This window comes from Caballeronia novacaledonica (genome assembly GCF_900258035.1).
Classification (GTDB): domain Bacteria; phylum Pseudomonadota; class Gammaproteobacteria; order Burkholderiales; family Burkholderiaceae; genus Caballeronia; species Caballeronia novacaledonica.
The window spans coordinates 1-20115 of record NZ_OGTP01000020.1 but is presented as its reverse complement, the minus strand read 5'-3'; the positions used below and the strand labels follow the sequence as shown (position 1 = coordinate 20115).

Here is a 20115-nt window from a genome sequence, read left to right as displayed (position 1 = left end):
ATAGTCAATGCAATCGCGCGTGCGCTCAGGCGGCGCGCGCGTCGTGTCGGCCGGACTCGTCGAAGCGCTCCGGATAACGGATGCAGAATCGGACGTCCCGGTCATAGGGAAAGAAATCGGCAAGTTCGCCGCGCTGCAGTTGTTCCTTGTAACGCTGCCAGAGCGCGGGATCGAAAAAATCCGCGTGATGGCGCATGAAAGCCGCGCGCACGCGCGGATCGCCGAGCAGAAACGTGCCGTACGTTTCGGGAAAGATATCGTGCGGCCCGACGGTATACCACGGCTCGCCCGACAGCTCGTCTTCCTCGTTGCGCGGCGGCGGCACGCGGCGCACGTTGCAATCGGTCAGATACTCGATTTCGTCGTAGTCGTAGAACACCACGCGCCCATGCCGCGTCACGCCGAAGTTCTTGTACAGCATGTCGCCGGGAAAGATGTTGGCCTGGATCAATTGCTTGATCGCGTCGCCGTACTCCTTGATGCCGTGATCGATTTCGTCATCGCTTCCGTCTCTCAGGAAGAGATTCAGCGGCATCATGCGCCGCTCGATATACACGTGCCTGATGACGAGATTGTCGCCTTCGTACTCGATCATCGACGGCGCTTCCTTCTCCAGTTCGCGGATGAGCGCATCGTCGAGACGCGCGACGGGCAGCGCGACGCTCGAGTATTCGAGCGTGTCGGCCATGCGGCCCAGGCGGTCGTGACGTTTCACGAGCTGATACTTGTCCTGAATCTTCTGGCGCGTGGTTTCCTTGGGCGGCGGAAACGCGTCCTTGATGAGCTTGAACACATAAGGAAACGACGGCAGCGTGAAGACGATCATCACGAGCCCCTTGATGCCGGGCGCAATGATGAACCTGTCGCTCGAATGCGAAAGGTGATGCAGCAGGTCGCGATAGAAATCGTTCTTGCCCTGCTTCTGCAAGCCGACGGACGTATAGATTTCGGCCTTCGGTTTGCGCGGCATGATCGTGCTCAGAAACTGCACGAACGCCGACGGCACTTCCATGTCGACCAGAAAATACGAGTGCGAGAAGCTGAAGATGATAAGCACCTGCTCGCGCGACAGCAGCACGGTGTCGAGCGCGAGCAGACCGGGCTTCGGGTGCCGGATCGCGATGGCGAAGGGCAGCAGCGCATCGCCGTTGATCACGCGCCCGACGACATACGCCGCCTTGTTCCGGAAGAACAGCGACGACAGCACGTGAATCTGGAAATTCGGCGCGGGCGTGATGTCCCCGAAGGCGTCGCGCATTGCCTGAATCACGCATTGCACGTCGCGCTGCAAGTCCTCGAACGGCGGTTCGAGCTGAAAGTTCGTGACGATGCGTTCGAGCGTCGCGGCGAGGCCGTCTTTCTGCGGGTAATACGCGCGATACGTGGGTTTCGCGGCGGGTTCGTCGTTCTCGATGTATTCGGTCGAGATCGCCGGGCGCACGAAGATGAAATCGTTGTTGAAGTACGAGCGATGCAGAATCTTGCAGCACACCGAATTGAAGAACGTCTCCGCGCATTCGGGCTGCCGGTGCGTCGTCAGCAAGCCGATGTAATGCAGCTTGATCTGCTGCCACACGTCGTCGTCGATGTTCTCGGCGTCGTATTCGTCTTCGAGCGACGCGACGCATTCCTTCACGCGATCGTCATACGACGCGATGCGGTCGCGCGCCAGTTGCTGCAACGCATGCCATTCGCCGCGCTCGAACAGACTCTTCGCCCCGATCGCGGCTTCGCGGAACACGCGGTAATGATGCTCGAAGCCTTCGAGTATCGTCTGCGCGACATCGAAGCCGATTTGCGACGAGAGCAGCTTGGGGAAATGATTCATGTCGACCCTGCGCTTCGTGTGGGGCGGTCACGTCATGCCGCTTTGGGCTTGCGTGCGCGCTTTTCGGTTCCTGCTGCGATCAGCGCGCGGCCTTGTTCCTCGTAGGCGGCGAGTTCGGCGAGCGTCGTGTTCAGGTCTTCGAGCTGGCGTTCGAGCACTTCGCGATGCGCCGCGATCGTGTCGACGAAAGCCTGCAATTGCGTGGCCGAGCCGGTGGGCGAATCGTAGAGATCGAGCAGCGTGCGGATTTCCGACAGCGTGAAGCCGAGCCGCTTGCCGCGCAGCGTGAGCTTGAGGCGCGTGCGGTCGCGCGGCAAATACACCCGCCGCAGGCCGTTCGAGCCTTCGCGCTTCGGCGCGAGCAGGCCCTGATCTTCGTAGAAGCGGATCGCGCGCGGCGTGATGTCGAATTCGCGCGCCAGTTCGGTGATGGTGTAGTGCGTCGGCTGAGTCATCGCGGGCCGGCAGCGCAAATGCGCGCGCAACGTTAGAATGGACGTTTACGTTATCGTCAACTTCGCCAAATTGCAACGCGGCGCAAACCCGGAGGCATGCACCGAATGAACACACTCGAACACGAGCTCGAATATGTCTTCGCCGACGCACTGCCGGAATCGGGCGGCGTCAAGGAAGTGGCGCCGGGCGTGTTCTGGCTGCGCATGCCGTTGCCGTTCGCGCTCGATCACATCAATCTCTGGCTGCTCGCCGACGAGATCGACGGCGTGAAGGGCTGGACCGTCGTCGATTGCGGCATTTCGAGCGACACGATCCGCGCGAACTGGGAGCGCGTGTTCGAGTCCGTGCTCGATGGCTTGCCCGTGCTGCGCGTGATCGTCACGCATTGCCATCCGGACCATCTGGGCCTCGCCGACTGGATCTGCCAGGGCGGCGACAAAAAGCGCTGGAACGTGCGCCTGTGGATTTCGCTAGGCGAATACGCGATGGGCCGCGTGATGGCCGCGGGCGACAGTTCCAACGCCGGCGGCGAGCGCGCGGCGGCGCATTTCGCGGCGCACGGCCTGACCGACGAAGCCTCGCTCGATGCGCTGCGCCGCCGCGACAGCTATTACCCGACGCTCGTGCCGTCGATTCCGGCGGAATATCGGCGCATCCGTAACGGCGACGTCATCCGCATCGGCATGCGCAATTGGCAAGTGGTGTCGGGTTACGGCCATTCGCCGGAGCACAGCGCGCTCTTCTGCGCGGCCGACAAGCTGCTCATTTCCGGCGACATGGTGCTGCCGCGCATCTCGACGAACGTGTCCGTGTTCGCGGTCGAGCCGGAAGGCAATCCGCTGGCGCTGTATCTGGAATCGCTCGGACGTTATGAAACGATGCCCGCCGATACGCTCGCGCTGCCGTCGCACGGCAAGCCGTTTCGCGGCGTGCAGACGCGCATCGGGCAACTGCGCGAGCATCATCGTGCGCGGCTGGCGGAAGTGCGTGAAGCGTGCGCCGAAAAACCGTGCAGCGCCGCCGATATCGTGCCGATCATGTTCAAGCGCAAGCTCGACATTCATCAGATGACGTTCGCGCTCGGCGAAGCGCTCGCGCATCTGAACTTGCTCTGGCTCGATGGAACGTTGAAACGCAAGACCGGCGATGACGGTGTGATCCGCTTCTCGCCGGTTTGATTCATCACTGTACGGAAACCGCGCCGAAATTCACGCGCCCGAACGGACTCACGCTATAGCCGCCAACGTTCGCACGCGTGAGCGCCGCAGCCGTCGGATAGACGAGCGGAATCCACAGCGCCTGATCGTGGATGATCTTCTGCGCATCGACATACGCCTTCGTGCGCTGCGCGACATCGGCGGTCGATTTGCCGTCGGCGATGAGCTTGTCGAGCCGGCTGTCGCAATAGCGCGCGAAGTTGATGCCCGACTTCACCGCGTTGCAACTGAAGAGCGGCGACATGTAGTTGTCCGGATCGCCGTTGTCGCCGGCCCAGCCCATGAACAGCATGTCGTGCTGACCTTGTTTCGCTTCCTTGATCAGTTCGCCCCATTCGATCACTTTGACCTGCGCCTTCACGCCGATCTTCGCGAGGTCGGCTTGCAGCAGTTCGGCGCCGGCTTTCGGATTCGGATTCAGCACGCTGCCGTTCGGGCGCACCCAGATCGTCGTGTCGAAACCGTTCGGGAAGCCCGCGTCGGCGAGCAGCTTCTTCGCATCCGCCGATGAATACTTGTACGCCGCGATGTTCCTGTCGTAGCTCCACGTGTTCGGCGGATACGGATTCACGGCGGGCGTGCCGGTGTTGTCGAACACGGTCTTCATGTACGTCGTGCGATCGAACGCCATGTTGATCGCCTGACGCACCTTCGGGTTGTCGAGCGGCTTCTTCTGCGTATTGAGCGCGACGAACGCCGTCATGAACGCGGGCGCTTCGCTCACTTTCAGCGACTTGTCCTTCTTCGCGTCGAGCACATCCTGCGGCTTCGGCGACAGCGCGATCTGGCATTCGCCCGCCTTGATCTTCTGCGCGCGCACGGACGCATCCGGCGTGATCGCATAGATCAGGCGGTCGATCTTCGGCTTCGGGCCCCAGTACGCCGGGTTGACGTCGTAGCGAATCACGGAATCCTTCGTATAGCTCTTCAGCATGAACGGCCCGGTGCCGATGGGCTTGCTGTTCAGATCGGTTTGCTGGTTCGCCTTCAGCAGCTTGTCCGCGTATTCCGACGAATAGATCGAAGCGAAGCCCATCGTGAGAATCGGCACGAAGGTCGCGTTCGGTTCGTTAAGCTCGAATTTCACGGTATGGTCATCGACTTTCGATACGGCCTTGATGAGCTTCACGAGGCCCATCGACTGCGCGTGCGGAAAGCCGCTCGCGCCGGCGACCTTGTGCCACGGATTGCTGTCCGACAGCATGCGCTCGAACGTGAAGACGACGTCGTCGGCATCGAGCGAATGTGACGGCTTGAAGTAATCGGTCGTCTGAAACTGAACGTTCGGACGCAGATGGAACGTGTAGGTCAGGCCGTCGCTGCTCACGTCCCACTTGTCCGCGAGCGAGGGCACGACTTTCTTCGCGGCTTCGTCGTAAGAGACGAGCGTATTGAAGATGACATCCGCCGACGCGTTGGTCGTCACGAGCGAATTGAACTGCACGACATCGAAGCCGTCCGGGCTCGATTCGGTGCAGACCGTGAGCGGCTTGGACATCGCGATGGTCGGCGCGGCCAAGCATGCTAATGCCGCTGCCGCGGCGAAGAGTTTCAGGCGCATGAGATCTCCCGTGACCTTCATTTTTGTTCGTGGATGAGCTTGGGCGCACGCAGCAAGCGACGCGCCCGGCGCGGCTAGCGTAGCGAATCCCTCCGATGCCGACAACGATTCGATCGGCATACGCTTATTCGCGGCTTGCCGAAAACGAGCGCGCCGGGCTACACTTGCGCCGTCTTTGGGGAGTAGCCTTCCTTCGTGATCGAAGGAGAACGCGTCAACATCCTCGGCCCTGCTGCCGTGGCGCGTTCGACCGGAACGGTTTGGCGAGACCATCGATGCGCCATGTCGTTCCTGGTCGGACGGCGCATGGCGCATCGTGGTTCGCTTCACGTCCGGCCGTGGAATCATCATGTCCCCACAACTACAACATCCCCGTCTTTCGCGCACGCTTGCGCACTCGTCGCATGCTTCGATGCGAGGTGCCGCATGACGATGCTGTTTCTCGAACTCGCGTTGATGCTCGCGATCATTCTGATCGCGTCAGAGCTTTTCACGAATGCACTCGAACATCTCGGCGAACGGCTCGGCATTTCCGAAGGCGTGACCGGATCGCTGTTCGCTGCCGTCGGCACGGCATTGCCGGAGACCACGGTGCCGATCATCGCGCTGCTCGGCGGCACATCGAGCCGTGCAGTGAACGAAGAGATCGGCGTCGGCGCGATTCTCGGCGCGCCGCTGATGCTCGCGACGCTTTCCACGTGCCTCATGACCGTCGCGATTCTCAAGTCGCGTGGCTTGCGTGGCCGGATCACGCCGGAGCGCAGCGGCTTCACGCGCGATCTCAACTTCTTCCTGTGTGCGTTCCTGATTGCGTGCGCGGCGATGTTCGTGCCGCATCATGCGTGGCAGGTGCGGGCGTTATTCGCGGCGGGTCTCGTCGGCGTGTATGTCGTTTATGTGATTTCGACGTTCAGGGCTTCGGCGAAGCTCGTCGAGGGCGGGCACGGGACCGAAGCGCCCGAGGCCCTGTTCGCGTCGCGGCTCGGTTTGAAGACGTCGCTCGGTTCGATCATGTTGCAGTTTCTCTTCGGCATCGTGTTGCTCGTCGGCGGCGCGAAGGGATTCATTCACGGCGTCGAAGGCGTATCGCACGCGCTGGGGATTTCGCCGCTGTTGCTGTCGCTCATCATCATTCCGATCGCCACGGAATTGCCCGAGAAGGTGAACAGCATTTTGTGGGCGCGCAGAGGGAAGGACACGCTCGCGTTCGGCAACATCACCGGAGCGATGGTGTTTCAAGGGACGTTGCTGCCGGGCATCGGCATCATGCTGACGCCGTGGGAGCCGCGCGTCGAGGTGCTGACCGGCGTGCTCATCACGCTCGCGGCGGCGGCGTGGCTGCGCTTGAACGCGAAGGAAAACGGCGTCGTGCTGTGGGCGCTGCTCGGCAACGGCGTGCTGTATGCGGCCTATCTCGTGTTGACGCTCGGGCGCTGAGAAATAAGAATGCCCGCCGAAGCGGGCATCAAGAGCGAAGCAGCGCGCCAGAAATTCAGCGCGTCTTTCTTGTTGTTCTTGGAAGAGTTATCGGCGCTTGCGCGGGAAACTTTAGAAGCGCGCGGCCTGATGGTAGCGGCTCGCGGCTTTGGCGCCGTCCATCGAACGGCGATACGTTGCCGCCAGCGTCGTCTGCGCCGTCTGGACACGCGCGGCGACTGACTGAATGCTCGCCTGAATCTTGCGGATGATCGCAAGCGCGTCCGCCGTTTGTTCGCCTTGCAGCGCCATCACGAACGGAGCGCGCGCTTCGTCGAGTTCGGCGGCGCGCGCCCAGTCGCCGTTGCTCACCGCTTCTTCGATCGCCTCGCTCAGCGACCAGGCGTTTTCAATCACTTCCTGCTGGTTCATGTTGCGTCTCCGCCTTTACTTCGAGTTCGTCGCCAGCGCGCCCGCGCTGTTGGTGCCGCCGAAGAGCGCGGTCAGATAGCTCGCTTGCGTCGCCATGCTCGACATCAGCGTGTTGAGTGCCGTGAACTGGTCGTTGTAGCTCGTCGTCAGTTGCTGCGTGTACGCGGTGAGCTGCGTCTGCTGATCGGCGATGCTGGACAGGTCGTCGTTGAGCGCGGTCGTGCGCGTATCGATGATGCCGCCCGTCTGCAGGAACGACGTCAGGCTGTTGTTCAGCGTGGCGGCTACGCCGTTGGTCGAGTTGAAGAGCGACGCGACCGTGCCCGAGTTGTTGGTCAGCGCGTCGGTGAGCGCGTCTTCGTCCGTGCTCAGCGAGCCGTCCGGTTGCAGCGTGATGCCGATCGATGCCAGGTTGACCTTGCTCGTGCCCGTGCCGATGCCCGCGCTGATCGTGCTGGCGAGCGTGTTCTTGATCGTGTTCATCATCGAGTCGCCGAGCAGCGCGCCTTGCGAGCTCGCCGTCGCATCGTAGGACGTCAACGATGCCGCCGTGCTGATGAAATTGTTGTACGCCGTGACGAACGCGTCGATGGCCGTCTTTTGACCCGCGACGTCCTGGCCGATCGTGAGCGTCTGCGTCGTGCCGACGGAGTCCGAAGTGAGCGTCATGCTCACGCCCGTGACCGCTTCCTTGATCGTGTTGCTCGCGCTCGTGACGTCCGTTCCCGCAATCGAGACGTGCGAGTCCACGCCCGCCGAGGACTGCGACCAGCCGTTGGCGCCATCGATGATGGTGTGCTCGGGCACGGAAATGGTCTTGGTCGAATCGGTCGGATCGGGATCGGTCGAGGTGGTCGACGACGTCACCGCGAGCTTGTTGATCGCCGAGCTGCTGTCGTCCGCATTGACCGACACGTTGATGGCGTTCGCGAGTCCCGTCGACGAGGAGCGCAGCACGAGGTGCGCGCCGTCCGCGCCGTTGACGATGGTCGCCGTGATGCCCGGATTGTCGGACGCCGAGTTGATCGCGGAGACGATGCCCGAGAGCGTGTTGTTGGTGCTGTCGAGCTTGATCGTGCTCGACTTGTCGCCGACCTTGAGCGTGATCGAGCCGGTGCCGAGATTGTCTTTCGTCGAAAACACGCCGGAGGTGAGCGACTGCGCGGACGCGATGTTCGTCACCTTGACGGCGTAGCTGCCCGCGACCGCCGTGGTGTCCGCCGTGGCGGTGAGGCCCTTGCCGTCGCCGGTGGCCGTGAAGGAGCCGAGCGTCTTGCCGTTGGCGAGATTGGCGATCGAGCTTTGCAGCAGCGAAAGCACCGACTTGAGCGAACCGATTGCGGTGAGCTGCGTGTTGTCGGACGTTTTCTTGTTGTTGAGCGCGTCGGTCTGACCCGCGACCTTCGCGTTGACGAGCGCGCTGACGAGCGAGTTCACGTCCATCGTCGAGTTCGTGGAACCGCTGATGATCGACTGTGCGGCCTGCTGTACGGCGCTCGTCGGATCGACAGTGGAACCCGTTGTCGTGGCTACGGTGGTCATGTGTGCTCCGCTCGTTACTTGTCGCGATCGTTGAGGAATGGGGCGGGAGGCGTCATCTCCCGAAAACGCGCACAGGGAGACGAGCTCCCGGTGCGCTGACTGCCGTGCTTCTGATGCGATGCTTTGTTACATCCGGCGCGCATTGTACTGACGATGCGCGCCGCTTACAGCGTCGGCCGCGATGCTTAGCCGAGGAGCTTCAGAACTTGCTGGGGCATCGAGTTCGCTTGAGCCAGCACCGAGATACCGGCTTGTTGCAGCACTTGAGCCTTCGACAGGTTCGCGGTTTCCTGCGCGAAGTTCGCGTCGGTGATTTGCGACTGAGCCGACGACAGGTTGGTCGACTGAGCCGTCTGCGTTGCAGCGATCGACGTGAAGCGGTTTTGTGCGGCGCCCAGACCTGCCTGGATGCTGTTGACCGTGTTCAGTGCGTTGTCGATCGATTCGATCGCGACGTTCGCGCCGTTCGCCGAGGTCAGGTCGATGCTCGACACTGCCACCGGGTTGTTGGTCGCGTTCGCCGTGGCGATCGCCGCGCGGCTCGACAGTTCGTTGGTCGTGCCGAAGCCGGTCGGTGCGGTCGCGCCGAGAGCGCCGCCCGCGGTGAAGGCGAGCGTGTCACCCGTCTTGGCCGCGCCCGTGCCCGTGCCCGCCGTGATCGTGAAGAGTGCCGCAGCGCCGCTGCTCAGTGCGTTGCCGTTCTGGTCGGTGAACTTGAAGCTGCCGTTGCCGTCGGCGAGCACGTTGATCGACGTGATCGCTGCGGTTGCGCCGGTTGCCGCCGTGCCGTCTGCGTTCAGTGCAACGCCGGTGACCGTGCCGAGGCTCTGGTTCGCCGTGGCGTAGCCGCCGCCTTGGGTCGTTCCGGCGTTCGTCGTGCTGATCGAGCCGAGAGCGGTTGCTGCAGTACCCTGAGCCGTTGCTTGAACCGTCTTCGCGAATGCGCCCGAGCCCGACAGCGTCAGCGGCTTCGGATTCGTCGTCGAGCCGGTGGTGCTGGAGCCGAACAGCGACGTCGTCACGCTCGACGACAGAGCCTGGTTGTTCTGGTCGGTGAACGTGAAGCCGCCGTTGCCGTCGGCCAGCACGTTGATCGACGTGATCGCCGGCGTCGTGCCTGCCGATGCCGCCGAGCCCGTGCTCGTGAGGCTGATGCCGCTGATCGTCGAGATCGTCGTGCCCTTCTGCGGCACGCCGCCGCCGAGCTGAGCTGCCGACACGCCCTTGCTCAGATCGATGCTGATCGTCTGACCGACGTTCGCGCCGACCTGGAAGCTGACGTTGCCAGCCGAACCGTCGAGCACGTTCGTGCCGTTGTACGTGGTTTGCGAAGCGATACGGTTCACTTCAGCGATACGCTGCGACACTTCCTTCTGCAGCGCGGCCTGGTCGGTGCTCGAAAGCGAGCCGCTCGAAGCTTGCACGGCCAGCTGGCGAATACGTTGCAGGTTGTCGGTGATCTGGTTCAGACCGCTCGATGCGGTTTGCGCCATCGACACGCCGTCGTTCGCGTTCGACACGCCTTGGTTCAAACCGTTGATCTGCGTCGTCATGCGCGACGCGATTGCCTGACCAGCGGCATCGTCAGCGGCGCTGTTGATGCGCTTGCCCGACGACAGGCGGGTGATGGCCGACGACAGCGCGCTTTGCGTGCTGTTGAGGTTCTGCTGAGCAACCAGCGAGTTGATATTGCTGTTGATACCGATCATTTGTTCTCTCCTGGGAGACTGTATCTGGCTTTGGCTAATGGCACCGAGTGAGTTGCCTGGCGGTCCTGCGCTCGGTGATAGCCGGCCGCCTACTTGTGGTTATCGGGCCCCTCGAAAAAAACTTAAGGCCCGCGCAAACGATTTGTGTAATGAATGCACCCGTAAGGTGGCGCAGGCTCGCCCGGCAAGGCGCCGCTTTCGCGCGTATGCTTTTCGGTCCGTCCTTTTCGCGCACTCGGAGCACACATGCAGACACGCAGCATCGGCACATCGGAACTGAAAGTCGCGCCGCTCGTCTTCGGCGGCAACGTGTTCGGCTGGACCGCCGACGAGCGCACGTCGTTCTCGATCCTCGACGCGTTCGTCGATCACGGCCTCAATTTCATCGACACCGCGGACGTCTATTCCGCCTGGGTCGACGGGCATCAGGGCGGCGAATCGGAAGCGATCATCGGCAAGTGGTTCAAGGAAAGCGGCAAGCGCCATCAGGTCGTGCTCGCGACGAAAGTCGGCAAGCTGAGCACGCGCGCCGGGTTATCGGCGGCGAACATCGCGGCGGCCGTCGACGATTCGCTGCGGCGGCTCAAGACCGATTACATCGACGTCTACTTCTCCCATTACGACGACGAAAACACGCCGCTCGATCAGACGCTCGACGCGTATCAGAAGCTCATTCAGGCAGGGAAGGTGAGGGTGATCGGCGCGTCGAACTACACGGGCGAACGCGTCGATACGGCGCTTGCGATCGCGAAGGAGTCGGGCTTGCCGGCCTATCAAATCCTTCAGCCGGAGTACAACCTCTACGATCGCGAAGGCTACGAAAGCGAACTGGAGCCGGTGGCGCAGCAGCACAAGATCGCGGTCGTGCCGTACTACGGGCTCGCGAGCGGTTTTCTGTCGGGCAAGTACCGTTCGAAGGAAGACACGCAGCACAAGGCGCGCGGCTCGCGCGTCGAAAAATATCTGAACCCGCGCGGCTTCAGGATTCTCAGCGCGCTCGACGAAGTCGCGAAGCGCAACGACACCACGCCCGCAACGGTCGCGCTCGCCTGGATGATCGCGCGTCCGAGCGTGACGGCGCCGATTGCCAGCGCCACGTCGGTCGCGCAACTGGAAAGTCTCGCCGCCGCGACGCGCCTCCAACTCGCCACCGATGACATCGAACTTCTGGACGAAGCCAGCGCGTCGCAGAAATAAATCTGTTGCATCAATGAGTTGATGGCTCGAAGTGGTTGGCAGTGGCGCGGTGTTCTGGTAACATCGCGCCCGAATCGAGAAATGTGCCCGATTTCCTGCCTTCGCCGCTGAGAATGACAACGTCAACAAGCAGCGGCGAACGGCTCAGAAACGCGCCTTCGTGTGGTTCTTTCGAAAGCGCACGCCGCTTCCGCGGCTGAATCCCAACGCTCTCTTTTCCGGCCTCCGTGGCCGCTTTGCTCGTGCCCGTCGCGCCATTGCGTGCCCGGCGGACGATCGGAGTGCCGGGGCGCGGCAGCTCGTATCGTCGCGCGCTTGAAAATACGTTTAGCAATCTCAGGATTTACATGACCACTATCGTCCTCAAAGAAAACGAGCCGTTCGATGTCGCGATTCGGCGTTTCCGCCGCACCATCGAGCGCAATGGCCTCATCGCCGAACTGCGCGAACGCCAGTCGTACGAAAAGCCGACCACCGAGCGCAAGCGCAAGAAGGCCGCGGCTGTCGCGCGTCTGCGCAAGCGCCTGCGCAGCCAGATGCTGCCGAAGAAGATGCACTAAGCGTCTTTTGCTGGCGAGGATTTTCGGATCCTCGTCCGCATGGCAAAACGGCGGTGCGACCCGTGAGGGCGCACCGCCGTTTTGTTTGTACGTCGAACTACGCGTTTGCCGAGATCACACGAACGCGTGGCGCTTTCCGAGCGCCGCAAGCAGTTCCGGCCACGCGTCGATATCGGCGTAATCGTGCACTTCTTCCAGCTCGATCAGCAGATCGATGATGTTCGGATCGTAGGCATTCACGTTCGATGCGTAGAGCGCGCGCAACAGCTTGCCGTCCCGCGCATGCCGATAGTACGAAATGCCGACGCCTTCCAGTTCCGGCTCGTACAGATCGTCGCGCACGAGCGAGCCGATCGCGCATTTGCGGCCCTCCGGGCTGCGAAGCCGGCACGAGCCGTTGTCATCCTCGGACACCGCGCGCTGCGTCAGCAAGTGCTCGCTGACGCGCTCGTAAATGTCCTTCGGGCTCAACATCGTCATGGGGCTCAACATCACAACACCTGCAGTTTCACGCAGCCGTTTTCAAAAGCTCGGCGGATAGCCCGAACTGACGCGCGATCGACGTCAGACGCTCGCGCCATTCCCACTTGCCGAAAACGTCATGCACGTTCTGCAGGCAAGAAAGCAATTCGACGGTATTGGGATCGAACACGTTGATGCGCGCACGAAGCAGCGCGCGCCTGAGCGCCGCGACGCCGGCATCCATGTACGCCGGCACCTGCTCGGGCGGCTTGGCGATGTAGCGAACGGGCACGCCTTCCATCGCGGTGATGTAGTCGCGCGGCTTGATGAAGCTGCCGACAGGACAGCCGCCGCAGTATCCGCGATACGCGCCGCCGCCATGCGGCAGCAGAGCCGCGTGTCCTTGCACGAAAAGATGCTGTACCGCGCCGTTGAAAATCTCCTGATGGGTCAGGAAGTTCAAGCTTTTCATAGTCATCTCCCCTGCGCCCCTGCGCAGCGGCCATGCGTTTAAATGTTCGAGAACCTGCACCTGTGTTACGAGGCGGCGGCGTCGTTGCGAATGTGGCGCAACCTGAATCAACGCTTTGCCGCTCGGGCACTTCATCGAGCACGACGGTTTCCCGGGCTGGGCCGTGGTCTCGCAGGCCCGTCTGCTCGCGTCGGATTTCTACACTCAGTGGACGATCCGTACACCGCAGTTATAGCGGCTCGGTCCGGTAAAAAGGTGCGCCAGCGCACGCGAGGACGCCATTTTTACACGGCTCGTACGTTCGTGCAGTGCGGAAAACCCGCGCAAAAGCCTTGTAATTCGGGCAATTGCGCATGCTTCACTGCAAAAAACCGGCTTCTATCAGGATTTTCCCTAGGACGCATATTTTGCGCTCAGGGTCTTTGTCAAAAAGCAAAATTTTCCGCATAAGAATGTCGTCAATGCGCGGATTTGGCTGCCGTTTTGCGTTTTGTCTTAGGTTTTCCTCGCGACGAGCAGCCGGCTGCGTGATCGTTGACCATGCCGGTCGCCTGCATGAAGGCGTAGCAAATCGTCGTGCCGATGAACTTGCAGCCGTACTTCTTGAGCGCCTTGCTCATGGCGTCGGACTCGGGCGTGGAGGCGGGCGTGGGGTTCGCGTCATCGCGCGGCGTATCGATGGTCTTGCCGCCGACGAACGACCAGACGAAGTCCGCGAACGAGCCGTGTTCCTGCTGGATCTGCTGCACGGCGCGCGCGTTGAGCACCGCCGATTCGATCTTCGCGCGATTACGCACGATGCGCGCGTCCAGCACGATCCGCTCGATATCCTTTTCGGTGAAGCGCGCCACCTTGTCGATGTCGAAGCCGGCGAAAAGCGCGCGATATCCCTCGCGCTTGTTGAGGATCGTCGACCAGGAAAGGCCGGCTTGCGCGCCTTCGAGCACGAGCATTTCGAACAGATGCCGATCGTCGCGCGACGGCACGCCCCATTCTTCGTCGTGGTACTGGATCATCGCGTCGGTCGTGGCCCACGCGCAGCGGGTGTGATCGGTGTCTGCCATTGCGAATCCTCGTCATTATTTTGGATCGCGTCAGCATAGCCGAACGCTTGCGCCGCGCCACCTATGCCATTCGGCCAATTGGCGCGCGCCGTGACCGCCGATAAACTTGCGCCCATGACTACCTCTTCGACATCGGATTTCAACGGCTTCCTGCTCGGCATCGACGGCGGCGGAAGCGGCACACGCGTCGTCCTCGCCGACGCGCACGGCATCGAAATCGCACGCGCGAGCGGCGGACCTTCGGGCCTCGGGCTCGGCGTCGAACGTGCGTGGCAGTCGATCGGCGACGCCTGCCGCCGCGCATTCGACGCCGCCGCGCTGCCCTTCGACTGGCGCAACTGCGTGCTCGGCTGCGGCCTCGCGGGCGTGAACAACGCGGACTGGCTCGCGGCATTTCACGCGTGCGCGCCGGACCTGCGCGCATGGCGTGTCGAAAGCGACGCTTACACGACCGTGCTCGGCGCGCACGGGGGCGAATCCGGCGTGATCGTCGCGCTGGGAACGGGCAGCATCGCGGCGTCGCTGGACGAAGCGGGCGTTTGCCGCATCGCGGGCGGCTACGGTTTCCCGAGCGGCGACGAAGCCAGCGGCGCGTGGCTCGGACTGCGTGCGGTCGTTCACCTTCAGCGTGTGCTCGACGGGCGCGCGTCGGAGGACGCATGGTCGCGCGCGCTGCTCGCACGTACCGGCGCGACGGATCGCGACAGTCTCGTCGTGTGGCTCTGCGCCGCGAACCAGACCGCTTACGCCACACTCGCGCCGAGCGTGTTCGAGTTCCACGATCATCCGGTCGCGGCGCGGCTGCTCAAGCGCGCGGCACTCGAAATAGAGCGCCTCGTCGCGGCGCTGGATGCGGCGGGCGCGCTGCCCGTCGCGCTGTGCGGCGGACTGGCCGCGCCTTACGAGCCGTTCGTGCCGGCCGCGTTGCGCGAGCGGTTGCGGGCGCCGCGCGCGGATTCAGCGGGGGGCGCGCTCGAACTGGCGCGGCGCGCGGCGTACGAGATCGGGGCCGCCGGCCATTCGGCGCGATAAAATACCGAGCTTTGCGGCACCCACAAAGGCAGTCATGTACTCGGTCATCGCTACTGATCTCGACGGTACGCTTCTGAACAGCGACCACCAGCTCGACCCCTTCACCGCCGAAACCGTGCGCACGCTGGCCGCGCGCGGCGTGCCCGTCATCATCGCGACGGGACGGCATTACCGCGACGTCGCCGGCATTCGCGATCTGCTCGGCGTCGACGCGTATCTGATCACGTCGAACGGCGCGCGCGTGCATGCGCCCGGCGACGAACGCATCTACTCGCGCGACCTCGATCCCGCCGCCGTGCGCCGTCTCGTGCAGCCGGATATCGCGGGCGCGCACGGCCGCGTCATCGTCAACCTGTTCGCCGACGACGCCTGGCTCATCGACCGTCACGCGCCCGAACTGCTGGTCTTTCACCAGGACTCGGGCTTCAAGTACGAGGTGATGGATCTGCGCGAGCATGACGGCGTGAACATCGCGAAGGTGCTGTATATCGGCGATCCGGCCGATCTGAAGGAAACCGCCGCGAATCTCGAGCGCGAATTCGGCGACTCGCTCTACGTCACGTATTCGCTGCCGGATTGCCTGGAAGTGATGACATCGGATGTATCGAAAGGACGGGCGCTGCGTTTCGTGCTGGAACGGCTCGATATCGATACCGCGCAGTGCGTCGCGTTCGGCGACAACATGAACGATATCGATCTGCTCGAAACCGCCGGGCATCCGTTCATGATGAACAACGCCAATCCCGATCTCATCAAGCGTCTGCCGAACGTGCCGCGCGTCGGGAACAACTTCGAGGCGGGCGTCGCGCATCAGTTGCGCAAGCTGTTCGGCATTCGCGACGACCTCGCGTCGCCGGGACAGACGCCCGACTGAGCGTCTGTCGCCGCGGGCGGTTCCGCTTACCCGCGGTGGCCCCAGTTGTTGCCGTAACCGCCGTGGTTCCAGCCGGCGCGGTTGTAGCGGCCGTAGTCGTGGCCGTAGCCACCGTGCCAGCGCGGTTCTTCATGACGATAGTACGGCGCGCGATACGCCGGCACCGCCGGGCGCACATACACCGGAGCCGGCGCAACGTAAGCCGGCGCGCCGAGCGAAACGCCGATATGCAGATCGCTGTGAGCCTGAGCCGCTCCGACAGCACCGATTGCAAGGCCGGTCGCGACGAGCATTTGGGTGACGATGCGCTTCATTGTCTTTCTCCTTTAAGGCGACGTGCGTCGCATGAGTTCAATGTAAGCGTCCGCCGTCTTACATGCTTCGAGGACTTGTTACGGTGTGCAAGGGCTGCGTAAGGGACGCGGAAAGCTGAGCCAAGCGGGCGATATCGCCGAAAGCCTTGTCGGACGGGGCTTCCGCAGCTTGCCGATTCGCCGGGAAATTAGAGTCGCAACAATTCATAAGCATGCTGCGTAATTCGGCATTACATTTGTCGCGCCTGTTTAATCTTTCGGGTGCGCGCCGTTGCGCAAAAAGCAAAACGGGCGCCTGTCGCGCCCGTTTCGTTTAACCGCCGATGCTTACTTCTGGCGGGTCAAAGCCGGATAAAGCAAGCCCGCGAAAATCGCTCCGACGATCGGCGCGATCCAGAACAGCCACAATTGATCGAGCGCCCAGCCGCCGACGAAAAACGCCTGGCTCGACGAGCGCGCCGGATTCACCGACGTATTCGTGACCGGAATCGAGATCAGGTGAATGAGCGTCAGGCACAGGCCGATGGCGAGCGGGGCGAAGCCTTTCGGTGCGCGGTCGTCGGTGGCGCCGAGGATCACGAACAGGAAGAAGAACGTCATCGCGACTTCGCAGACCAGACCCGCGACCATCGAGAAGTGACCCGGCGAGTGTTCGCCGAAGCCGTTCGCGGCGAATCCGCTCGACGCGAATTCGAAGCTCGGATTGCCCGTTGCGATCAGGTAGATGACCCATGCGCCGAGCGTCGCGCCGATCACTTGCGCGACGATGTACGGCACGAGATCGCGTACCGGAAAGCGGCCGGCGGTCGCGAGACCGATGCTCACGGCCGGGTTGAGGTGGCAGCCGGAAACGTGTCCGATGGCGTAGGCCATCGTCAGCACCGTCAGACCGAATGCCAGCGAAACGCCAGCGAAGCCGATGCCGAGTTGAGGAAAGGCCGCGGCGAGCACGGCGCTTCCGCAGCCGCCCAGCACGAGCCAGAAAGTACCGAAAACTTCAGCGCCGAGACGCTTCGACAAATGCATGATTTTGCCTTCGTGAAAATAGAAAAGCCGTTGATTTAAAACAAGAACGCTTGATGCGCTTGCGGAGCGGAGTTTAAGCGCGGACTCTTTGGCGAACTGTCAAAAATGGTCGATCGGCTCTCAATTCACGGGCATTGACCCGAAACTTCGGATTCTTCCTTGTCCGATATAAAGAAACGCGAAACGGATCGCGATATTGACGCGTGGCGCGTGCACGAAAAAAATGCCGCCCGGCAAACGGGCGGCATTCGATCAGGCGGGAAACAGGTGAGCGGTCTTAGCCGACTGCAACCTGACGCAACACCGGGCGCTTCTTGGCCTGGAGCATCGCGGTATAACTTTCGACGTAGTTTTGCGCCATCGTGTGCGAGCTGAAACGGCGCTCGAACTGCGCGCGAATTTCGGTCCGCGACAATTCGTCGAGTCGATGCAGCGCGCCGACTGCGCCCTGAACGTCCTCGCAGATGAAACCCGTCACGCCGTGATCGATCACTTCCGGCACCGAGCCGCGATTGAACGCGATCACCGGCGTGCCGCAGGCCATCGCCTCGATCATCACCAGGCCGAACGGCTCGTTCCAGTCGATCGGGAAGAGCAGCGCCTTCGCGCCCGAAAGGAATTCCGGCTTCTGCGCCTCGTTGATCTCACCGATGAACTCGACATGCGCCTGCGACAGCAGCGGTTCGATCGTCGACTTGAAGTATTCCTGGTCGACCTTGTCCACCTTGGCGGCGATCTTCAGCGGCAAACCGCTCTGGGCCGCGATCTTGATGGCGAGATCGGCGCGCTTTTCCGGGCAGATCCGGCCGAGAAATGCCAGATATTCCGGCTTCTTGTGCGGTTGCGGCGTCAGCAGCTCGTTCGGCAGACCGTGATAAACGGTGTTCAGCCAGTTCGCCTGCGGCAGCGGCCCACGCTGATTGTCCGAGATCGAAATGACGTTCGCCTTCGTGAACGTGTCGAAGATCGGCTGCAGTTCCGGCAGGTCGAGACGGCCGTGCAGCGTCGTCACGAACGGCGTGTCCATTTGCGTGAACAGCGGGAACGGCATGTAGTCGAGGTGGAAATGCAGCACGTCGAATTCGTGCGCGCGCTGGCGGACGGTTTCGAGTAGCAGCATGTGCGGCGCGAGCGCGTCGCGGACGGTCGGGTCGAGACGCAGCGCGCGCGGCCACACCGGCTCGAGCGTCGCCTTGGTTTGCGAATCGCCGCTTGCGAACAAGGTTACATCGTGGCCGAGCTCGACGAGCGCATCGGTCAGATAAGACACGACGCGTTCAGTGCCGCCGTAAAATTTCGGAGGAACTGCTTCGTGCAACGGTGCAATTTGTGCGATTCGCATAACGTGACTCTCCATGTAGGTGAGGCATTGCAGTCACGCTCCGGTCGAGCGCTCAACACATGCCATTCGGGCGGGCCGCGTGAGGTGTAGACGCCGCCCGAGATCGGCCCGGAGATGAAAAACATCGCGACCGGGTTATCCCTTACTGCCCATTATCGGGATCGAGAGCGGCATTTCACGTCATTTTTCAATCGCTTATCGTTGTTACAGCGCGAAACATGTGCTGTTACGAAGTCAGAAATTGCACCGAAGAAGACGATCTGAACGGATCCGAAGCGTGGAACACGCCGCGAGGCATGCGTAAGCAATCTACGGTCCCGGGCGGTGAGGGTCGCAAAATTCGCGTTCGATCGTGAGCAATCGGCAATCGGCGCGCTCCCGCGTGTAAGAAATCTTCCTACATGAATCTTCGCGAAAATCCGTCGTCGTGTCGGAAGGGTTGTCCGACAGGCGCGGGCGCGGGCATCGGCGACAATCGAATCGACACCACACAACGCGCGCGGGGCCGCATTCGCCTGTCCTTTGCGAATTCGAGCAAACGTTCACCCGCCGGGCCTGACCAGCCAAGTATCGATTCGGGGAAAAACATGACGATCGGCAATACGAGTGCGCTCGCGGAAATCCGCGAGGTGAATCTGTCGTACTTGCTCCTCGCACAGCGGCTCCTTCAGGAAGACCGCGTTTCGGCGATGTACCGCCTCGGGCTCTCCGCGCAGGTCGCGCAGGTGCTGACTTCGCTGACGCTGGCGCAGGCGGTGAAGGTGGCGTCGTCGAGCCATTTGCTGTGCCGCTTTCGTTTCGACGATCACACGCTGCTCTCCTCGCTCGCCGACAAGGACAAGAGCGCGGCGCTCGCCCACGCCCACGCGGCGATCCTGCTGGCCGACAGTCCCGTCGAGCAGATCGGCTGAGCCGCGCGCGACAACCCGATGGCGACGAAAAGCGTGGTCGCGGAAGTCCGCGAAATCACCCTGGCGATCGAGCTGATCGAACTGGGCGCGCGGCTGCAATTGCTCGAAGCGGAAACGAGCCTGTCGCGTGACCGTCTCATCAAGCTCTACAAGGAGCTGAAGGGCGCGTCGCCGCCCAAGGGCATGCTGCCGTTCTCGACCGACTGGTTCATGACGTGGCAGCCGAACATCCATTCGTCGCTGTTTCACGCGATTTACCGCTTCGTCGATACGCACGGCGACGTGAAGTCTACGATTCAGGCGATCGTCAAGAGCTACCGTCTATATCTCGAACATCTGAAGCTGCACGGCGATGAGCCCGCGTTGTCGCTCACGCGCGCGTGGACGCTTGTGCGGTATTTCGAATCTGGAATGTTGCAGACCAATAGCTGCACGCGTTGCGGCGGGCGATTTGTCGCGCATGCGTACGATTTGCGCGCGGGGTATGTGTGTGGGTTGTGCCAGCCGCCGTCGCGGGCGGGGAAGACCGCCAAGAATCGGGCATCGCAGCGGCAATCGGCGGGTGAAGGAGAGGCGGTAGCGATCGCGCCATCGGATTTGAGGGCTGAGCACTTCCGTATGCCGGTCTGACGGCCCCTTCCGCGTGCGCCTGTGAGGCAGACGACTTGTCGCGCGCCCACGGCTCGCGCGCGACCTGGCG

The 20115-nt window shown here is 62.4% G+C and carries 20 protein-coding genes and 1 riboswitch; of the genes, 8 read left to right on the top strand and 12 right to left on the bottom strand.

Going from position 1 to position 20115, the window contains the following annotated elements:
- Positions 1-25: 25 nt before the first annotated feature.
- Together aceK and NOV72_RS23815 are read right to left on the bottom strand one after the other, a co-directional pair.
- A complete protein-coding gene (gene aceK, locus NOV72_RS23820) occupies positions 26-1828 on the bottom strand; it encodes a bifunctional isocitrate dehydrogenase kinase/phosphatase (RefSeq protein WP_106857019.1) in 1803 nt (600 codons plus the stop codon).
- Between the two features lie 32 nt (positions 1829-1860).
- The gene (locus NOV72_RS23815; RefSeq protein WP_106857018.1) at positions 1861-2283 is read right to left on the bottom strand and encodes a MerR family transcriptional regulator; all 423 of its coding nucleotides are present in this window, start codon (positions 2281-2283) and stop codon (positions 1861-1863) included.
- A gap of 105 nt (positions 2284-2388) precedes the next feature.
- On the opposite strand from NOV72_RS23815, the gene NOV72_RS23810 reads away from it, so the two are divergent.
- Positions 2389-3462 (top strand): MBL fold metallo-hydrolase, encoded by a 1074-nt coding sequence (locus NOV72_RS23810; RefSeq protein WP_106857017.1) that lies wholly within the window; start codon positions 2389-2391, stop codon positions 3460-3462.
- Between the two features lie 4 nt (positions 3463-3466).
- Here the strand turns inward: NOV72_RS23810 and NOV72_RS23805 are convergent, their stop codons facing one another.
- Positions 3467-5062, bottom strand: a complete 1596-nt coding sequence (locus tag NOV72_RS23805; RefSeq protein WP_106857097.1) for an ABC transporter substrate-binding protein — start codon at positions 5060-5062, stop codon at positions 3467-3469.
- A gap of 160 nt (positions 5063-5222) precedes the next feature.
- Positions 5223-5400: riboswitch (yybP-ykoY riboswitch) on the top strand.
- Between the two features lie 88 nt (positions 5401-5488).
- On the opposite strand from NOV72_RS23805, the gene NOV72_RS23800 reads away from it, so the two are divergent.
- A complete protein-coding gene (locus NOV72_RS23800) occupies positions 5489-6499 on the top strand; it encodes a sodium:calcium antiporter (protein WP_106857016.1) in 1011 nt (336 codons plus the stop codon).
- Positions 6500-6610: 111 nt separating this feature from the next.
- Here the strand turns inward: NOV72_RS23800 and fliT are convergent, their stop codons facing one another.
- The 3 genes from fliT to NOV72_RS23785 all read right to left on the bottom strand — a co-directional run bounded on the left by fliT (position 6611) and on the right by NOV72_RS23785 (position 10161).
- The gene (gene fliT, locus NOV72_RS23795; RefSeq protein ID WP_106857015.1) at positions 6611-6910 is read right to left on the bottom strand and encodes a flagellar protein FliT; all 300 of its coding nucleotides are present in this window, start codon (positions 6908-6910) and stop codon (positions 6611-6613) included.
- A 15-nt stretch (positions 6911-6925) separates the two neighbouring features.
- Positions 6926-8452 (bottom strand): flagellar filament capping protein FliD, encoded by a 1527-nt coding sequence (gene fliD / locus NOV72_RS23790; RefSeq protein ID WP_106857014.1) that lies wholly within the window; start codon positions 8450-8452, stop codon positions 6926-6928.
- 185 nt (positions 8453-8637) lie between these two features.
- Positions 8638-10161, bottom strand: coding sequence for a flagellin N-terminal helical domain-containing protein (locus tag NOV72_RS23785; protein ID WP_106857013.1), 1524 nt, complete (start codon positions 10159-10161; stop codon positions 8638-8640).
- A gap of 246 nt (positions 10162-10407) precedes the next feature.
- Here NOV72_RS23785 and NOV72_RS23780 point away from each other — a divergent pair, with 246 nt between their 5' ends.
- Both NOV72_RS23780 and rpsU read left to right on the top strand, forming a co-directional pair.
- Entirely contained in the window at positions 10408-11358 is a 951-nt protein-coding gene (locus tag NOV72_RS23780; protein WP_106857012.1) for an aldo/keto reductase, read from the top strand.
- Between the two features lie 347 nt (positions 11359-11705).
- Positions 11706-11918, top strand: coding sequence for a 30S ribosomal protein S21 (rpsU, locus tag NOV72_RS23775; RefSeq protein WP_008351904.1), 213 nt, complete (start codon positions 11706-11708; stop codon positions 11916-11918).
- A 114-nt stretch (positions 11919-12032) separates the two neighbouring features.
- Here the strand turns inward: rpsU and NOV72_RS23770 are convergent, their stop codons facing one another.
- From NOV72_RS23770 to NOV72_RS23760, 3 genes are all read right to left on the bottom strand, one after another.
- A complete protein-coding gene (locus tag NOV72_RS23770; RefSeq protein WP_245933134.1) occupies positions 12033-12410 on the bottom strand; it encodes a hypothetical protein in 378 nt (125 codons plus the stop codon).
- Positions 12411-12426: 16 nt separating this feature from the next.
- On the bottom strand, positions 12427-12852 hold the full coding sequence (locus NOV72_RS23765) for a hypothetical protein (protein WP_106857095.1): 426 nt from the start codon (positions 12850-12852) through the stop codon (positions 12427-12429).
- A 458-nt stretch (positions 12853-13310) separates the two neighbouring features.
- The gene (locus tag NOV72_RS23760) at positions 13311-13916 is read right to left on the bottom strand and encodes a DNA-3-methyladenine glycosylase I (protein ID WP_106857011.1); all 606 of its coding nucleotides are present in this window, start codon (positions 13914-13916) and stop codon (positions 13311-13313) included.
- A 114-nt stretch (positions 13917-14030) separates the two neighbouring features.
- On the opposite strand from NOV72_RS23760, the gene NOV72_RS23755 reads away from it, so the two are divergent.
- Positions 14031-14948: a glucosamine kinase nucleotide-binding domain-containing protein gene (locus NOV72_RS23755; RefSeq protein WP_106857094.1), complete on the top strand. Its 918-nt coding sequence runs from the start codon at positions 14031-14033 to the stop codon at positions 14946-14948.
- A 34-nt stretch (positions 14949-14982) separates the two neighbouring features.
- Positions 14983-15822 (top strand): Cof-type HAD-IIB family hydrolase, encoded by an 840-nt coding sequence (locus tag NOV72_RS23750; RefSeq protein WP_106857010.1) that lies wholly within the window; start codon positions 14983-14985, stop codon positions 15820-15822.
- Between the two features lie 26 nt (positions 15823-15848).
- Here NOV72_RS23750 and NOV72_RS23745 read toward each other — a convergent pair whose 3' ends face one another.
- The 3 genes from NOV72_RS23745 to NOV72_RS23735 form a co-directional block, all read right to left on the bottom strand.
- Positions 15849-16136, bottom strand: a complete 288-nt coding sequence (locus NOV72_RS23745; protein ID WP_106857009.1) for a hypothetical protein — start codon at positions 16134-16136, stop codon at positions 15849-15851.
- Between the two features lie 327 nt (positions 16137-16463).
- Complete coding sequence (gene aqpZ / locus NOV72_RS23740; RefSeq protein ID WP_106857008.1) at positions 16464-17162, bottom strand: aquaporin Z; 699 nt, start codon at positions 17160-17162, stop codon at positions 16464-16466.
- 277 nt (positions 17163-17439) lie between these two features.
- The gene (locus tag NOV72_RS23735; protein WP_106857007.1) at positions 17440-18504 is read right to left on the bottom strand and encodes a glycosyltransferase family 4 protein; all 1065 of its coding nucleotides are present in this window, start codon (positions 18502-18504) and stop codon (positions 17440-17442) included.
- 587 nt (positions 18505-19091) lie between these two features.
- Here NOV72_RS23735 and flhD point away from each other — a divergent pair.
- A complete protein-coding gene (gene flhD, locus NOV72_RS23730; RefSeq protein ID WP_106857006.1) occupies positions 19092-19415 on the top strand; it encodes a flagellar transcriptional regulator FlhD in 324 nt (107 codons plus the stop codon).
- An 18-nt stretch (positions 19416-19433) separates the two neighbouring features.
- Positions 19434-20045, top strand: a complete 612-nt coding sequence (flhC, locus tag NOV72_RS23725) for a flagellar transcriptional regulator FlhC (RefSeq protein ID WP_106857005.1) — start codon at positions 19434-19436, stop codon at positions 20043-20045.
- Positions 20046-20115 lie beyond the last annotated feature (70 nt).

Excerpts from the sequence above, each read along its gene's own strand:
- aceK (WP_106857019.1), bottom strand. The coding sequence starts at position 1,828 with ATGAATCATTTCCCCAAGCTGCTCTCGTCGCAAATCGGCTTCGATGTC.
- NOV72_RS23815 (WP_106857018.1), bottom strand. The coding sequence starts at position 2,283 with ATGACTCAGCCGACGCACTACACCATCACCGAACTGGCGCGCGAATTC.
- NOV72_RS23810 (WP_106857017.1), top strand. The coding sequence starts at position 2,389 with ATGAACACACTCGAACACGAGCTCGAATATGTCTTCGCCGACGCACTG.
- NOV72_RS23805 (WP_106857097.1), bottom strand. The coding sequence starts at position 5,062 with ATGCGCCTGAAACTCTTCGCCGCGGCAGCGGCATTAGCATGCTTGGCC.
- NOV72_RS23800 (WP_106857016.1), top strand. The coding sequence starts at position 5,489 with ATGACGATGCTGTTTCTCGAACTCGCGTTGATGCTCGCGATCATTCTG.
- fliT (WP_106857015.1), bottom strand. The coding sequence starts at position 6,910 with ATGAACCAGCAGGAAGTGATTGAAAACGCCTGGTCGCTGAGCGAGGCG.
- fliD (WP_106857014.1), bottom strand. The coding sequence starts at position 8,452 with ATGACCACCGTAGCCACGACAACGGGTTCCACTGTCGATCCGACGAGC.
- NOV72_RS23785 (WP_106857013.1), bottom strand. The coding sequence starts at position 10,161 with ATGATCGGTATCAACAGCAATATCAACTCGCTGGTTGCTCAGCAGAAC.
- NOV72_RS23780 (WP_106857012.1), top strand. The coding sequence starts at position 10,408 with ATGCAGACACGCAGCATCGGCACATCGGAACTGAAAGTCGCGCCGCTC.
- rpsU (WP_008351904.1), top strand. The coding sequence starts at position 11,706 with ATGACCACTATCGTCCTCAAAGAAAACGAGCCGTTCGATGTCGCGATT.
- NOV72_RS23770 (WP_245933134.1), bottom strand. The coding sequence starts at position 12,410 with ATGTTGAGCCCCATGACGATGTTGAGCCCGAAGGACATTTACGAGCGC.
- NOV72_RS23765 (WP_106857095.1), bottom strand. The coding sequence starts at position 12,852 with ATGAAAAGCTTGAACTTCCTGACCCATCAGGAGATTTTCAACGGCGCG.
- NOV72_RS23760 (WP_106857011.1), bottom strand. The coding sequence starts at position 13,916 with ATGGCAGACACCGATCACACCCGCTGCGCGTGGGCCACGACCGACGCG.
- NOV72_RS23755 (WP_106857094.1), top strand. The coding sequence starts at position 14,031 with ATGACTACCTCTTCGACATCGGATTTCAACGGCTTCCTGCTCGGCATC.
- NOV72_RS23750 (WP_106857010.1), top strand. The coding sequence starts at position 14,983 with ATGTACTCGGTCATCGCTACTGATCTCGACGGTACGCTTCTGAACAGC.
- NOV72_RS23745 (WP_106857009.1), bottom strand. The coding sequence starts at position 16,136 with ATGAAGCGCATCGTCACCCAAATGCTCGTCGCGACCGGCCTTGCAATC.
- aqpZ (WP_106857008.1), bottom strand. The coding sequence starts at position 17,162 with ATGCATTTGTCGAAGCGTCTCGGCGCTGAAGTTTTCGGTACTTTCTGG.
- NOV72_RS23735 (WP_106857007.1), bottom strand. The coding sequence starts at position 18,504 with ATGCGAATCGCACAAATTGCACCGTTGCACGAAGCAGTTCCTCCGAAA.
- flhD (WP_106857006.1), top strand. The coding sequence starts at position 19,092 with ATGACGATCGGCAATACGAGTGCGCTCGCGGAAATCCGCGAGGTGAAT.
- flhC (WP_106857005.1), top strand. The coding sequence starts at position 19,434 with ATGGCGACGAAAAGCGTGGTCGCGGAAGTCCGCGAAATCACCCTGGCG.